The following is a 16,472-nucleotide window of genomic DNA, read 5'->3' on the forward strand; positions in this document are numbered from 1 at the left end:
CTCAGCAATAAAAAAAGCCATCCGGAAGAAAACCGGATGGCTTTTCATATCATGCATTCAGGTTGGCCAGCGTGCTGCCACGCCGGCCACTACGTATTACATGAAGTGGTAGTTGGCACTGACGCGGAAGTAACGGCCTTGGCCGTTGTGCAACTGCGTGTTGAAGCCTTCGGTTGGGTAACGTGGGTCGTATGGCGCTTTCACGTCAAAGATGTTTCTGACGTTAAACGACAAGGTCAAATCCTTGAAACCCGTGTAGGAATACGCCACACCCGTGGTAGTCCAGCTTTTCACATCGCAGCTGCTGATGTAATTGCTGAACTTCGGCAAACCACCGAGCTGGTATGCGGTCGATGGCTGGCCAGTACCATACTGGCAGTACGGTTCGGCGTAAGTCACATCATTGTCACTGCGGCGCAGCAAGGAGACAGGGCCGACGAAGTCTACCGAGGTGGTCAGCGAATGATCGCCACGCGTCCAGTTGACGGACAGGTTGCCGCGATTCTTAGGATTGTCGCCAACCGACGTCGACCAGTCCGAAATACCACCAGCGGAACCAGCGGTATTGGCCGCTACCTCGCCTGGGCGCTCAGCGCGCCGGAAACTGATCAGATAGCTCCAGTTCAGGTTGGCGGTCAGGCGGCCCATGTCACCCAGGGACTTGCGGAACGCTACTTCAAAATCGACGCCCTTCACTTCCGTGCTGCCCTGGTTCACATACGAACGGTTGACTTGATAGATCGGGCCGCTATTCGGAATAGGGTTCCCCTTGCCGTCGACCAGCTGGTTGGCCGGGTTAGGATCGCGAACCACGCTGGTTGGGTAGCTGCTGCTGTGATCGATCATGTATTGCGCGCTGAACAAGGCGGTTTCATCCACCTTCTTGATACGGTAGTAATCGATCAGCACATCGATGTCCTTGGTCGGCGCCAAGATCAGGCCCAGGGAGTAGCTCTTGGACTTTTCAGGGCGCAGGTCAGGGGTAGCCGACGACAAGCTGGAAATACCCTTGGCGCAATCGGTACGGTCCGCACCGGCCACTGGGTTAACACCGTCCGGGCAGCGAAGCGAGTCGGTGACCGTCTGGAAGGACTGCACACCACCCGGCGACACTTGCGTCAGGGCTGGGGCCCGGAAGCCTTCAGCGTAGGTGCTGCGGATCGCTACCTTATCGTTGACCGTCAGTTTGCCGCCGACTTTCGGGACGAAATTACCCTTCAGTTGCGGGTATTTATCGTAACGGCCAGCAAAGTCCATTTCAAAGTTCTTGGTCCATGGCGTACGCACTTCGAAGAAAGCGGAGCTGACGTTGCGCTGGCCATCGGCCAGCGAATTGGCCAGGCCAATGATATCGCCACGCTGGGTTGCGTCGTCTGGCGTCAGGCCGATTTTCTCTTGACGGAATTCGGCGCCGAATGCCACGCCGACCTGGCCGCCGTCCAGTTGACCGAAGGCCGAGCTGGCTTTGGCGTCAACTTGCGACACTTGGGCATAACCACGGTTGACCAGGTCGCGCGTCACGGTAGGATCCGCATTAACCTGGGCCAGGGTCCAGCCTTGCGTCATGACCTTTTCCAGGGTTGGGCGATACAGCATGCCCTTCCACTCTTCCTTGCGCTCCGAGCGGTTCCACAGGATGCCGGTCTCCCAATCCCAGGTACCGACGGTGCCGCGCAAGCCGGCCAGCAAACGGTAGCTTTCATTGGTATTGACTGCACCGCCAGGCGCGCTGACGCGGTAGCCGACAGCGGAACGCTGGTTCGGGAACGGATTGTCAGGATGGCCCACCGGCAAAATCAGCTGGAATTGCTGGGGAGCACCGTCCAGCATGAACACCGTGGTCGATGCCGTACTGCGGAATGCCGATGGCGGGCGCAGGTAAGTACGCTCCGAACGGCTATAGCCGGCTTCAGCAAAAGCGGTCACATCCGAATTGATTTCAAATGTGGCGCGCGACAGCACGTTGGCGTCCTTGCCCGCGCTTTGTACTTCGGAATAGTCGTTGAGATTGATATTACAGAAGGTGCGGCCAATCAGGGTATCGGTTGACGACAGGTTATGCAGGGCGCGGTCGCCGGTGATCTGTTCCGATGCGGGGCAATCCAGGCGGTTCTTGACCAGGTCGCGCAAGGCATAGGTATTGGCAAAGTTCTTGCCACCTGGCGTACGCTCGGCATAGAAGAATGGCGAAGTGGTCAGGCTGCTCGAGAACGGGTTCAGGCGGCCGTTGATGTCGGCATACATGCCTTTTTCAACGTCGTTGACGTTCTTGATCAGGGTGCTGTCACGCTTGGCGACGTCGAAACTGACGAAGCCATTGAAACGGTCCTGGCCGAAACCGAAGATACCGCTGAGGTTTTGACGTCCGAACTCGCCATCATCGTTGGCACTGACACTGGCAGTCAGTTCGGCGCCCGTGTACTTGGTTTTGGTAATGAAGTTGACCACGCCGGCGATCGCGTCGGAGCCGTACACAGCCGAAGCGCCATCCTTGAATACTTCAACGCGTTCGATTGCGGACACGGGAATGCTGTTCAAGTCATACACCGCCGATTTACCCTGGTTCGGGTCGGCATAAGCGGAAGCGGTGATGCGGCGGCCGTTCAACAAGATCAGGGTAGACGAAGAACCCAGGCCACGCAGGGAAGCCGTTGCCGCGCCGCGCGAAAAGCCGCCATCGGTGATGTCAACCGACGAACCCGAGCCGAAAGCAGGAATCGAGTGCAGCAGTTCAGCCACGGTATTGGCACCGGTGGCAGCGATCTGCTTGGCATTGAAGATTTGAACCGGCGATGAACCCTCTTTTTCCGAGCGCTTGATGTTTGAACCCGTAACCAGCACTTTTTGTACCGCTGGTTCAGTGGACACTTCTTGTGCAAAAACTACATGGGACGAGGACAGTGTCAGAGCCACCGCCACGACGCTACGCTTCAATACGATTTTTTTAATCATTTTTCTTCTCCGTACAAGCCATTCTCAGAGCTTGTCTTTTTGCAGACAAAACTGTTGAAACAGGAAAATTGTGGGTGCAATCACCTGTCAACCCGACCTAGTTTTTCGCCGTTCATACCCGGCTTTTTTTGCAAAATGTGATAAACAATTTGCCTAGAAACACATGAAAACATTTTTGTTTTAATTCTGTCAAATAAATCCAGCGCCGTTACACTTTTTTACAACAGTAAATTTTTTTCCAACAAAAAATGCAAAGGCGATAAGCTAAATAGCCTTGCATTAACGTCCGCAGAGGGACGACAGGGAAGAGGATAAGAGGAGTGATATCACGCAGGATCGACCTGAAATTACTTTCATGACAGTAGCTAGTCCCGCAGGAAGAGTTAATCATGCAGCAATAACAGCGTCAACGAAAAAGAAACGTTGTTACCCATAAGTTTCTATAAAACAACAGTTTTTCACCGGCATGCACGCCTTGTCGCAACATCGCCGGCGCGCAGAAAAAACAGCACCCGGCACCGGTCAGTACAGGAAAAACCGCCTTTACACGCCGGAGCTTCGCGAGGAGGCGGTTAAGCTGGTCTTGGCCCAAGGCCTGACGCTTGAAGATACGGCAGCGCGCAGCACCATTCCGAAGGGGACTTCAGCCAATTGGGTAAGTGCAGCAAAGCTCGGGATAACGCCCAGCGCCGCGCCGAGAAGCTGCACTGTGCCCGAGTTGGAAGCGGAGAATGCAAAGCTGCGTAAGGAGCTCGCTGAAGCCCGTATTGAGCGAGATATCGTAAAAGGCGGCAGCGTACTTTGCGCGGGAGTCGCTGCCAAGTACGCGGTGATGAGGGCGATGATACTCGAATATCCGATTACCGTTATGTGCCAAGTGTTTAGGGTTTCGCGCAGTGGCCACTAAGCTTGGGCGAGTGGCGCATTGCCACCGCGTGTGCAGGTCGATGAACGTCTGAAGGTCGCGATCAAAGCAGTCCACTGCGTATGCAGCCAGAGCTTGCGGCACAAGGCTTTAAGGCTGGCCGTGACCACATTGCCCGCCTGCGCCGCGAACTGGCCTTGCGCTGCAATCAGAAGCGCAAATTCAAGGCCACGACGAACTCGAGCAATGACCTGCCAGTGGCCGACAATTTGCTGAACCAGACGTTCACGCCCACCCGACCGAAGCCTGGGTGACTGATATCACGTACATTCAGACTGGCGAGGGATGGTCCTACCTAGCCGGCGTGAAGGACGTGTTCATCTGTGAAATCGTCGGCTATGCCATGGGTGATCGTATGATACAGGCCCTTTGGCGCGCCGCAACCAATATGCGGCCAGCGCCAGGATTGACTCATCACTCAGACCGAGGGAGCCAAGGCGGATTCAACAGGTCCTCGCAACACCTTTAATCGAGGAGGTGTTTATGGGTAGACCGGCAAGGTGGATGAACAAGTTGACTGGTCGAGCGGCGGTTCTGGGAACAAATAGCAACGGGGATTACAAGCGAAAAAGCTGCTGAAGCAGTTGGCGTGTCGCAGGCAGTCGGGACGCGTTGGTTTCGTCATAATGGCGGCATGCCACTTTCTATGTTGAGCCCAATATCTGGAAGGTAAGAGCCTATCCCAGTAGATGAATACGCCCCCTGCAGGCGCCCCTCAGAAGCGGGGACTGTGTTGCTCGTCGTCGCATGGCTAGCCATGCGTCCTCCTCATGCCTTGCCCGCGCTCCCGATGAGCTGCCGGCAGAAGGTGCTCACTACTGGGATAGGCTCTAAATCGGTCTGCGATCGGACCGCTAATTGAGCGCTCAAGCAGATTCACCATACTTGTCCACCTACCTCGCGAGGAAGGCTACGGATTGATACCCAGGACGAAAAATGGCCCTGCGTTGGCTGGCTACGGAGCTGTCACGATGACTAATACGCTCAAGAATACTGTGACGGACATGCCCACCCTTTTGTGGCAGTCATTGACCTGGGATAGCGGCAAAGAACTGTCTGAGCATGCCCGCTTCACGGTCGAGTCCGGGGTGAAGGTATTCTTCGCAGACCCGCATAGCCCATGGCAGCGCGGCGCTAAAGAAAACACGAATGGCCTATTGCAGCAGTACTTCCCAAAGGGTACAGACTTGTCTCGGTGGAGCCCTCGAGAAATCCAGACCGTTGCCAATGCACTGAATTCTAGACCCCGAAAAACGCTTGGTTGGAAGACCTCGGCAGAAGTACTGGACGAATACCTACAATTTGTTCAACAATCTAGTGTTGCGAGGACCGGTTTAATCCGCCTAACCGCCAGCGGCGTCATTCACGCCTTGGTAATGTTCCGCCAGCGTTGTTCGCTGAATCCTTCAGCAAACAGCTGCAGGCGCCTTAAAACAAGAGTGTCCGCTATTGACAGTACACCTCAGTCCATATCACTTGTCCTTTTTAGTACATTGGATATCGTTTCAAGACGCCTGACAAATCCATGGTGCTTGAACATGAGCCCTGCAAAGGCACTGAGTCCTGCGCCACCACCTCTCCCACTTCTGCATAGCAAGCGACGGTCCGCTCCTCACTTCATCAATATGCAGCGCAACAGGTAAAATAGCATCCTGATGACACTGCCCAAGCGGTCTCTCACAGACTCTCCGCTAGATACGGAGCCCGACATCTTTACAAAGACATACCATGTTGCGACTCAACGAAGTAAAACTCCCCCTTGAACACGACGAAGCGGCCCTGCCCGCCGCCATCCTGGCGCGCCTCGGCATCACTGCCGCCGACCTGGTCAGCTACACCGTTTTCAAGCGCAGTTATGACGCGCGCAAGCGCAGCGCCGTGGTGTTGATTTACTCACTGCACGTTGAAGTCAAGAATGAAGCAGCCGTACTGGCGCGCCTGCAGCACGATATCCATCTGATGCCTGCACCGGACACCGACTATAAATTCGTTGCCGGCGGTGAACAATTGGCGGGCCATACCAATCAGCCACGTCCCATTGTCATCGGCACCGGTCCCTGCGGCCTGTTTGTGGCGCTGATCCTGGCGCAGATGGGCTTGCGTCCGATCATCCTGGAACGGGGTAAGCAGGTGCGCGAACGCACGGTCGACACCTTCGGTTTCTGGCGCAAGCGCGAGCTGAACCCTGAGTCGAACGTGCAGTTCGGTGAAGGCGGCGCGGGCACGTTCTCGGACGGCAAGCTGTATAGCCAGATCAAGGACCCGAAACACTATGGCCGCAAGGTACTGACGGAATTCGTCAAGGCCGGCGCGCCCGAAGAAATCATGTATGTGAGCAAACCGCACATCGGTACCTTCCGCCTGGTCAAGATGGTGGAAGAAATGCGCGCCAATATCGAGCAACTGGGCGGCGAATACCGCTTTGAAAGCAAAGTAGTCGACCTCACTATCGAACCTGGCAGCGATGGCGGCCAGGTGCGTGGCGTGGTGCTCGCCAGCGGCGAGACCCTCGCCAGCAACCATGTGGTGCTGGCGATCGGCCATAGCGCGCGCGACACCTTCGAGATGCTGCATCAGCGCGGCGTCTACATCGAGGCGAAACCCTTCTCGATCGGTTTCCGCGTGGAACACCCGCAATCGCTGATCGATAGCTGCCGCTTCGGCCCCAGCGCCGGCCACCCGATTTTGGGTGCAGCCGACTACAAGCTGGTGCACCACGCCAGCAATGGCCGCTCTGTCTACAGCTTCTGCATGTGCCCGGGCGGCACGGTGGTGGCCGCCGCATCGGAACCGGGCCGTCTGGTAACGAACGGCATGAGCCAGTATTCGCGCAATGAACGCAACGCCAACAGCGCCATCGTGGTTGGCATAACGCCGGCTGACTACCCTGGTGGTCCGCTGGCCGGCATCGCCCTGCAGCGCGAACTGGAAGAACGCGCCTTCGCCTTGGGCGGCGGTAACTACGATGCACCAGGGCAACTGGTCGGCGATTTTGTGGCAGGCCGCGCTTCGACCGAATTTGGCGGCGTAGTGCCATCGTACAAGCCGGCCGTGCACTTGACGGACCTGGCACCATCACTGCCCGAATACGCGATCACGGCCCTGCGCGAAGCCTTCCCGGCATTCAACAAGCAGATCAAGGGGTATTACAAGGCCGACGCCGTGCTGACGGGCGTGGAGACGCGCACCTCATCGCCGATCCGCATCAAGCGCCGCGATGATGACTTGCAAAGCCTGAACACGCGCGGCCTGTTCCCGGCTGGCGAAGGCGCCGGCTACGCAGGCGGCATTCTGTCGGCGGCCGTCGATGGCATCAAGGTGGCCGAAGCGGTGGCGCTGTCAATGGCAGCACGCGGCTGATACCTGAGACCTGATACACAATAAAAATGGGCACCCGAAGGTGCCCATTTTTTTATTGCTGGCACATTGATTTCCTGTGCCAGACCTGTATTTCCCTAATACAACATTCCGATTAGAACGTGTAGTTCGCGCCCAGCGAGAAGAAGCGGCCAACAGCGCCAGCTTGATGCAAGGAAGCGTTGTACGAAGTTTGAGGACCGGAATTGCCGTAGGTTGCAACGTCGAATGGTGGCTGCTTGTCGAACACGTTCAGGATCGAAGCGCGCAGGGTCAGATTCGGCGTAGCTTTGTACTGCACGTTCAGGTTCGTGGTGGTGAACGACGATACGCGGCAGAAGCGACCTGGCTGGACAAGGTTCTGGAAGTATGTACGACCGCCTACATCTAAGCCACTCGAATCGCAGCTATCGCCACCGATCGAAGGATCCAGCGTCGAGAACGAACTGACGTAGTTCATCGTACCGGTGATATCGAGCGGACCACGGTTCCAGTTCAGGGTGAACTGGGCACGGTCTTTCGGATTGCCGGTAGCACCCGACACGCTCGATGGACCCTGCGTACCGGCCAGCTCATAGCTGACACCACCCGATTCAGTCTTATAGCTCAGCACGTGAGTGACGTTCAGGCCCGCTTTCAGCGTACCCAGGTCACCCAGGCGCCAGCGATAATTGATATCCGCTTCCAGGCCATCGGTCTTGGTCGAACCGGCGTTGACATATGGTGAAATCGCGTAAGCGATCGGGCCAACGCTAGGCGTACCAAGCGCCGTGCCAGTACCTACGCCAGTGGCGATATCGACAGGCGTTGCTGGCGTGCGCACAAAGGTTGGAACGAAGCCTGGCAAACCACCAGCGGCCGTCACGATCTGGTTGTTCACTTCGATGCGGTAGTAATCCAGGGTCGCGTTCAAGCCTTTGACTGGTTCGAGAATGATACCGAAGGTGTAGGACTTCGATTTCTCAGGCGACAGATCCTTGTTGGTGGTCTGTACATAGGTCGGGTTGATCCCACAAGCGGCAGGTACGTTGCCCTTGGTAGTTTGCTTGCCGTCGGCGCACAGAATCGGATCGTTGATCGCGTTAAACGTGAAGAACGAACCGGCATTGCCCACTTCGGCCGGATTCGGCGCACGGAAACCACGTGCAAACGAGCCGCGGAAACCCAGTTCCTTCATCGGCGCCCACTTGAAGCTGGTCGCAGGAGTAAACGAATTGCCGTAGGTATCGTAATGGTCATAACGACCCGACAGGTGCAATTCCAGATCCTTGATCGGCGTCGCTTGCAACTCGGAGAACAAAGCGGTGTTCGTCTCATTACCAACCGTGAAGGCGGTCGTATTGGCAACCTGGCCAGTCAGGGTAGGACCTGGCGGCGGCGAGTTTTGTTCACGCTTGTGCCAATGCAAACCAACCGCCAGCGCTACCGGGCCTGCGCCCCACTGAAACACTTCGCGCGAACCTACTACGTCACCGTAGTTCAATTTTGACGTCAACGAATTGCTGAAAGTCGGCGAAATAGCTGCCAGCACCGCTGGAGAATTGTTGCCCAAAGGATTGAAACTACCGTTGTTGAGCGCAGTGTACAGCGCGCCGCGATCGATATAACCACTGTAGTCGATATTGGTCTTGACTTCGGTCGCGCCAATACCGCCATTGATATCCCAGCCATATGCCGTGCCGTGGATGTCGGCGGCGAAACGGGTGGTTTTCGACGTGTTGTCTTGCGTTTGGTTGGCAGCGATACCAGGAATATAACCGTACAGGCGGGCAGCGCCACCCAGGCCATTGACTACACCAGGTCCCAGCGCAGCGCCCGGCTGGAACAGGGTGGTCGGTACGCGATTGACACCCGTCGTCAAGACACCGTTAACCAAGGTGGTGTTACCAGCGAAGGTACTCGGCGAGAAAGTTAATGGTACGCCACGGTCATTGATGCTGTTACGCTGGAACAGCGAAGCCTTCAGGTTCAGTTCCCAGTCCTCGCCCAGCTTCTTGGTCACGCCCACCAGGACGTTGACGTTTTCCGTTGGCGGCTGGATGTTCGAAACCGTATCGCGCACCGAGCAGGCACCGGCACGGTACTTTTGGAAATTGCAGCTTGGGTCGAGGAATTGATAGTTGGCCGGATTATTGACGTTAGACACGCCTGCCGGATTGTTCGGGTTGGCCGGGTTGTACAGGAAAGGCGAGCTAGGCGCGACCAGGAAGCTATTCAGGTTGGTTGGCACGCCCAGGGTCAGGTCGTTACCGCCGCGCGAGCGCCAATCGCGGTTGGCCCACGCGTATTGATCACGGTCAGAAATCTTGATCGCGTCCTGGCGGCGCCACTCGGCGCTGATGAAGGCATTGTAGCCATCATTATCCAAATCGCCGGTACCTACACTGATCGAGGCACGGTTGGTCTTGCCACCACCATGCTGGGTCTTGCCCGAGTCTGCATTGAGGCGCACACCGGTCAGGTTCTTTTTCAGCTTGATGTTGACCACACCGGCAATCGCGTCCGAACCATACAGGGACGAGGCGCCGCTTTTCAGAATTTCAATGCTTTCGATGGCATCAAATGGAATCGATGAAACGTCGACGAAGGAGCGCTGGGAGTCATCCGACAGTGGGTACGGTGCCAAACGGTGACCATCGACCAGTACCAGGGTTGCGCCCACGGTCAGGCCGCGCAGCGAAATGCCAGAGGCGCCATTGGCAAACGCGCCGGAGAATCCACTACCCAGGGTACCGGCGCCGTTGGCAGCGAGTTCACTGAGCAATTCAGCCACAGAGGTTTTACCACTGCGTTGGATATCTTGCGCGGTCAGCACTTGCACCGGCGTCGCGGTTTCAGTGTCGGTACGGCTAATCAGCGAACCGGTCACAACGACCCGCTGAGGCTCACTGGTTGCTGTTTGCTGAGCCATTGCCGGAGCAAGGGCAGCGACGGAAAACGCACCACTTGCAATAACTTGCAAGATCGCAACTGGCATAGGTTTGACACGTAACTTCATGTAAAAACTCCTTCTGAGCATGGCCCTGATTTTTTTGTAAGAAATCCCTGGGTAAAGGATTTCCTGATAAATGTGTCCACATGTTACAGATGTGACGCAGTGGTTACATGGAACCATACGCATAATACGAATGTCAATTTATTGGCTTGAAGACACCACAGCAAAACAACACATTAATTTTCATAAGAGGTTTTACGCCATAGCTTATTCGAAAATCCCTCAAAAAATCCCCAAATAAGTGCTATAGCGCCCATTTTTGGTGCAGTGATATTTATATTGCAATGCAGCAAAAAAATATTAATTCTCAACAAAAATCGTTACAACTTGATCGGAAAAGGGTATTTTTTCATCTCTTTCATATTGCGGATAAAGTTAGTCTTTTTAATAATTTAAATTGTGCAAACGCAGCAAAAAGAAATTCTTCCGCACCAATATGTGGCAACCCAAAAAGTGCTGACAGCAGCACAGGCTACGTGTTGTTTTTTAGCATCAAAATTTCGTCGATACCGAAGTACACGGACCTGCCCATCTTGAGTCATGCAGCAATGTGCTATCCATGCAAACAACAAAAAACCGGCACGCATGCCGGTTTTTTTGGGGCTGCGCCAGGCACAGCCGTTCAAGCAAGCTTAGAACTTGTACGAAGCATTCAGGTAAGCGGTGCGGCCACGTGGATCATAGTAGCGGTCGTCATAACCAAATTGCTGGCCGCGATTCGCGCCTGAAGTTGACGGTACAAACGGTGGGCTCTTGTCAGCCAGATTCAGCACGCCAGCCGTAATCGCCCAGCTTTTGCCCGGTGTCCAGACCGTTTGCCAGTCCAGGGTGGAATAAAAGCCGACGCGCAGACGGATATCTTCCTGGCCCGTCACGGCGCCAGAGGCATCGAGCACATCGACTGTCGTTTCCTGATCCTTGTAACCTGACTGGAAATTGACGGTCAGCGAGTTGGCCCAATTACCCGTTTTCAAGGTATTGGTCCACTGGCCACGGGTACGGAAGGTGACGGTTCCCAGTTCCGCAAAGTTGCCTAAAGCGGAATAATATGGGCCATTGCGTTCAAGCTGTATCTGTTCGCGCAGCATCTGCGTTGCCGTCAGCTGCGACGTGAACAGGCCGATACCGGAACGATAGCGGGCACTGATATCGATATCGACCCCCGTGGAGAAAGATTTACCCAGGTTCTGATTGTCTGCCAGGAAAGCCAGATACGTGGCGCCCGTTCCTACGTCCGTATTAACGCCCCAGGATTTGGGATAAGCGGCCGGGTTGGCAAACACCAACTGCTCGCTCAACTGGCCAAAGGAATCCCTGATCTGCACATGCCACAGGTCGGCGCCCAAGGTAATGGCGCTAATGGGCTCATAACGGAAGCCCAGGGTCGCCTGCTTCGATTTTTCCGGTTGCAAATCACGGTTACCGCCAGCCAACTGATCGTATTGCCGGCTACCTGGCTGACATTGTGCATTCAGCCGGGTGGCGATGGCTTGCAATGCCGGCGTACACGCGTACTTGTCGCTGGTCACGCCATAGCCACGCTGCGAGGCGTTGACCTGTGGCACTGTCGGAGCGTGAAAACCATTCCCCACCGAACCACGAATGAGCAAGGTCGATGCCGGCGTCCACTTGAAGCTGGCCTTGCCCGTGGTAGCGCCGCCAAAGTCAGAAAACTCATCGAAGCGCAAGGCGGCCCCCAGTTCCAGCTCTTTCAGCACTGGGGCGATAATTTCGCCAAAGATACCCTTCGAAGTCCGGCTGGCACTGTACGGCGAACTGCTGGCGGCATCGCCAAATCGCTGATCACATTCCAGCCCCGTCGTCGGGCCACACAAGGTGCCTTTCACGGGATCGGCCAGAATACCCTGCGCAAACGGGCTAGGCTGGGCAGAGAATTGCTCGCGGTTGATATTAGCGCCCAACCCCAGCATCATGGCGCCACCAGGCAAGCGCCGGATTTCCCTCGATCCATTGACGTTAATGGTGTTTAACTTCGACGTGCCGCCATCCCAGTAACCGGAAAAAGTGGCCGCCTTGATGGCTGCCTGTGCAGCAGCAGATTGCTGGCCAGGGCCGACGAAGGGATCGAGCAAGCCGCTCGATGTCAGGTTATTCACGGCAATCGCGCCAGGATAACCAGAGATATTGCCTTTTACGCGACTTTCAGAGAAGTTGTAGGATGCATTGTAGTCCCAGCCGGCGGCAATCCCGCGCGTGCCAACGACGACACTGGCGAAATCAGCCGTGTCGTCAGAGGTACGCGGCCCCATGTCGAACAGTCGGTAGAAGGCGACGCTATCACCGGTGATGCCAATTGGCAGCAAATACTTGTCGTGCAAGGCCGTTCCCGCATCGACAGCAATCGCGCCAGGCACGGGAGCGATGCGCGATGTCTGCTTGGTGCGCGACAACAAGACATCGGAATATACTTCGTGACCGGCGATTTTGAACGTCCCCGATGCCATGAAGTTGTCGCGCTTGCGTTCCGGATAGATTTCCAGATCCTTGGTGAAATCATAGCCGCAATAATCATTCAGCCGTGGCGTGCCATCCGTATCCTGATACGGCTCCAGCACGCGGAAAGTCTTGACCGGACAAGCGCCGGTGGTTTTTTGATAAGGACTGATCAGCTGTCCCACGTCATCGAGGGCATTGGCCGGAATGGGACTACCCGAAAACTGCTGCTTGAGGTAACGTTTCCCGTTGGCCGAGAACTCCACCTGGCCCGTGCTGGCAAACGAGCGATCCACCGAGTTCAGCTTGGTACGCTCGTCGTGGCCAAAGGTCAGCACCACATTGTAGCCATCATCATCGAGATTACCGAAGCCCTTGGTGGCGCTCATGCGTTTCTCACGCGCACCATTTTTCGGTGCGGAATAACCGATGGTCACGTCGCCTTCTGTCGTGTCGTGCTTGGTAATAAAGTTGACCACGCCGGCAATGGCGTCTGCGCCATACAGTGCCGACGCGCCGTCCGTGAGCAGCTCCACCCGCTCAATCGCCGAAATAGGGATGGAATTCAAGTCGAAGCCAGCCGCGAAACCCGTCAGTGTCTGGCCACCAAATTGGGCCAGGCGCTTGCCGTTGAGCAGTACCAGCGTGCGTGTTTCACCCACGTTGTGCACCGAGATGCCCGAGAAACCAAAGGTACTGCCACCGACCGATGCGCTCTCGCTGGTTGCCCCCTGGGCGGCGGACAGTTTCTTGACCAAATCCGTGACCGAGGTCGCGCCGGAGGTACGGATGGCGGCAGCGGTCAGTACCGTAACTGGCAAGGCGCCTTCGGCGGCGATACGTTTGATGGATGAGCCGGTAATTTCCACACGCTGTATCTGCGGATCAGTACTCTGTGCATCTTGTGCGATTGCCGACTGCGAGGCAATGGAGACGGCGGCAACCATACCACTGGTGCACACCATGCGAACGGCACGGGAGATGACGGTTTCTTTAAGCATATCGAACCCTTTTCATTTTGTACGTTGTATAAGTTCCAGATTTGGTATCCGGATTACATGCATTGATCCAAAGGCACTATCGCATCGCATGCCTTGCAGCGGACGCCATCCTTGCAGTGACATTCATACAGGCGCATGACGATGCAAAAAAGTTCTGGTTAGCTATATATCAACCAGGAAATCCCATAGGATCACGGAGGCAATCTTGATGTCAATTGAACTCGCCACCGTATGGCATATATACAACATTGCAAAAAAAAGAAACGATATTTGGCAAGCTGATGACAGGCGCGGGGACAGGTATGTCCTTCAGCTTGCCAGTGGCAGTCTGATGTGAATGTGGCAACCAGGCGCGGCGTCGGTGGCGCGTACCTGGCCACCGAGTTGCTGCACGATGGTGTAGACGATATGCATGCCCAGGCCGGAGCCGCCCTGGCCCCGCTTGGTCGTGAAGAAGGGTTCGAACATATGCTCGCGCACGGCAGGCGCCAGGCCGACGCCGTCATCGGAAAATTCCAGCGACAGCCATTGCCGGCCATCACTTTCCTCAGTCTCGATTTGTGCGCGTATCGTGATCCGCCCCGGCCCGCCTTGCGGATAGCCGTGGCGGGCGCTGTTCATCAGCAGGTTCGACAGGATTTGCGACAGCTTGCCGGCCGCCAGGCGCACGCGGCAATCTGGCGCAATATCGAGCTCCACGCGCAAAGCCGCCTTGCGCAATTCCGGGCTGTGCGCCGACACCAGGCCGTGCACATATTCATGCAGCGCCAGGTCGGCCACGTACTCGCTGACCTGGTCCACTGCCAGCTGCTTGAAATTGCCGATCAATTCAGCGGCCCGCGCCAGGTTGCGCTCGACCAGCGCGGCCGCCCCCTTCAAGGCGTCGGCAAGGTCGATCAATTCGGCGCGGCTGACCTTGGCGCCGCCCAGCAGTTGCACCATCTGGTCGGCATAACTGCCCATGCTCGACGCCGCCGTCAGCGCCACGCCGACCGGCGTATTGACTTCATGCGATACGCCAGCCACCAGTGAGCCGAGCGCGGCCATCTGCTCCTGTTCGATCAGGTTAGCCTGCGCCGCCAGCAACGATTCGGTACGCTGGCGTACCATGTCTTCCAGTTGCCGGGTCTGTTCCTGGTGCTGCAGTTCCGCCGCGCCGCGCGCCGAAAAGATCGACAGCAGCAATAGTGCCAGCAGGCGCTTGTTTTCATCGATAGGGCGCGTGTCGATGGCCGAAAGGATGCCCAGAATGTTGCCGTCGGTATCGACTAGCGGCATGCCGACATAGCTTTGGGCCCGCATGTCGACCAGCATCGTATCGAGGGGAAAGCGCAGCTGGATATCGCTGCCGTGAAAACACATACTCTGCTGCGTCACATCCTCGCAAGGCGTGTGCCGTAAGCTGTATTCCACGTTCGGCTGATAGGTACCGCCGCCCCACAGGGCCAGGGTGCGCACGCCTTCGCTGCCATCGTCCAGCTTGACCAGCCGCCCGGCGAGCACATAGTGCACATCGAGCGCTTCGGCCAGTTCCTTGACGAGGATGCGCAGGAAATCATCGCCGCGCGCCCGCGCCGTCGATGCCGTGATCGATCGCAGGGCCGCTTCCGCCAGGGTGCGCCGCTGCTCGGGATCGAACAGGGGCTCTTGCGAATTCACATCGAATAGCGGAATACTCATGAATGCTCCTGCGCAACATGGCAAGCGCAAGCAACACTGCCGGCGCGGCAATCCTCATCATAGACCCGCTACTGCAAGCCTGCCGCGATTGTACCCCCGGATATTGCTTAATAATACAGATTCATGTGAAATTTTTATAGCCAGCCAGCACGTTTGAACTTGGTATACATATAACCACAAACGCAGGACATGACAGCCACGGCGACCGGATAACCATATTTCCAGTCCAATTCCGGCATCACCTTGAAATTCATGCCCCAGACACCGGCAAAGGCGGTAAACACGGCAAAAATAGCCGCCCAGGCTGCCAACTGCTTGTTCACTTCGCTTTCATCGATGGCCACCATCGACAAATTGACCTGGATGGCCGTGCTGATGGTGTCGCGGATGGTGTCGAGCGTGCCGTTGATGCGGGCCAGGTGATCGTGGACATCGCGGAAATACTCCTGGGTATCGTGGCACAGCGGCGGCACCCGGCCGCCATGCAGCTTGCCCACCGCTTCCATCAAGGGCGACACCACATGGCGCAAGACCATCACCTTGCGCTTCAACTGATACAGCCGCTCGATGTTGTCGCGCTCGCTGCCGCGGTCAAAGATGCGGTCTTCGATCAATTCCAGTTCCGATTCCAGCGCGTCGAGCACGGGGAAATAGCGGTCGACGACGGCATCCATCAATGCATACAGCACGAAGGCTGACCCTTGGCGCAGCAAATGCGGTTCACGCTCGGCGCGCGCGCGGACACCCAGGAAACCTTGCGAACTATTGCTGCGCACGGACAGCACGTAATTGGCGCCGACAAAGATATCGACTTCGCCCAGCACCAGCTCGTCATCGACCATTTCCACGGTTTTCACCACCGCAAACAGCGAATCGCCATATTCCTCGATCTTGGGACGCTGGTGACCCCGCTGCGCATCTTCCACGGCCAGCTCGTGCAAGTTGAACTCGTGGCGCATCTCACCGAGTTCATCGGGCGTGGCGTCGCGCAGGGCGACCCAGACGAAGCAATCGGGCCGCTCGACGTAATCGCTGATGTCCGCAATCGGCAAATCGGCCAGTTTTTTGCCATCCTGATAGGCTACACAGTTAATCAGCATACAGTTTC

The 16,472-nt window shown here is 56.5% G+C and carries 6 protein-coding genes and 2 pseudogenes; 3 read left to right on the forward strand and 5 right to left on the reverse strand.

Features of this window, described 5'->3' with window-relative positions:
• Positions 1-96: 96 nt before the first annotated feature.
• Positions 97-2,952, reverse strand: a complete 2,856-nt coding sequence (locus HDE75_RS18375) for a TonB-dependent receptor plug domain-containing protein (RefSeq protein WP_183680907.1) — start codon at positions 2,950-2,952, stop codon at positions 97-99.
• Positions 2,953-3,529: 577 nt separating this feature from the next.
• Here HDE75_RS18375 and HDE75_RS26835 point away from each other — a divergent pair.
• The 3 genes and pseudogenes from HDE75_RS26835 to HDE75_RS18405 form a co-directional block, all read left to right on the forward strand.
• Positions 3,530-4,313: pseudogene (locus HDE75_RS26835) on the forward strand (IS3 family transposase); the annotation flags it as partial.
• Positions 4,314-4,707: 394 nt separating this feature from the next.
• Positions 4,708-5,202, forward strand: a pseudogene (locus tag HDE75_RS18400) (IS30 family transposase); the annotation flags it as partial.
• A gap of 403 nt (positions 5,203-5,605) precedes the next feature.
• Positions 5,606-7,237 carry an NAD(P)/FAD-dependent oxidoreductase gene (locus HDE75_RS18405; protein ID WP_183680915.1) on the forward strand — a complete coding sequence of 544 codons (1,632 nt, stop codon included), beginning with the start codon at positions 5,606-5,608 and terminating at the stop codon, positions 7,235-7,237.
• 112 nt (positions 7,238-7,349) lie between these two features.
• Here HDE75_RS18405 and HDE75_RS18410 read toward each other — a convergent pair whose 3' ends face one another.
• The 4 genes from HDE75_RS18410 to corA all read right to left on the reverse strand — a co-directional run bounded on the left by HDE75_RS18410 (position 7,350) and on the right by corA (position 16,464).
• Entirely contained in the window at positions 7,350-10,103 is a 2,754-nt protein-coding gene (locus tag HDE75_RS18410; protein ID WP_311735155.1) for a TonB-dependent receptor, read from the reverse strand.
• 758 nt (positions 10,104-10,861) lie between these two features.
• Complete coding sequence (locus HDE75_RS18415) at positions 10,862-13,684, reverse strand: TonB-dependent receptor plug domain-containing protein (protein WP_221291921.1); 2,823 nt, start codon at positions 13,682-13,684, stop codon at positions 10,862-10,864.
• 309 nt (positions 13,685-13,993) lie between these two features.
• Positions 13,994-15,364: a GAF domain-containing sensor histidine kinase gene (locus tag HDE75_RS18420; RefSeq protein ID WP_183680919.1), complete on the reverse strand. Its 1,371-nt coding sequence runs from the start codon at positions 15,362-15,364 to the stop codon at positions 13,994-13,996.
• A 134-nt stretch (positions 15,365-15,498) separates the two neighbouring features.
• Positions 15,499-16,464, reverse strand: coding sequence for a magnesium/cobalt transporter CorA (gene corA, locus HDE75_RS18425; protein WP_183680921.1), 966 nt, complete (start codon positions 16,462-16,464; stop codon positions 15,499-15,501).
• Between the last annotated feature and the right edge of the window lie 8 nt (positions 16,465-16,472).

The organism is Janthinobacterium silvisoli (genome assembly GCF_014200725.1).
In the GTDB taxonomy this organism is placed as follows: domain Bacteria; phylum Pseudomonadota; class Gammaproteobacteria; order Burkholderiales; family Burkholderiaceae_D; genus Janthinobacterium.

Excerpts from the sequence above, each read along its gene's own strand:
- HDE75_RS18375 (WP_183680907.1), bottom strand. The coding sequence starts at position 2,952 with ATGATTAAAAAAATCGTATTGAAGCGTAGCGTCGTGGCGGTGGCTCTG.
- HDE75_RS18405 (WP_183680915.1), top strand. The coding sequence starts at position 5,606 with ATGTTGCGACTCAACGAAGTAAAACTCCCCCTTGAACACGACGAAGCG.
- HDE75_RS18415 (WP_221291921.1), bottom strand. The coding sequence starts at position 13,684 with ATGCTTAAAGAAACCGTCATCTCCCGTGCCGTTCGCATGGTGTGCACC.
- HDE75_RS18420 (WP_183680919.1), bottom strand. The coding sequence starts at position 15,364 with ATGAGTATTCCGCTATTCGATGTGAATTCGCAAGAGCCCCTGTTCGAT.
- corA (WP_183680921.1), bottom strand. The coding sequence starts at position 16,464 with ATGCTGATTAACTGTGTAGCCTATCAGGATGGCAAAAAACTGGCCGAT.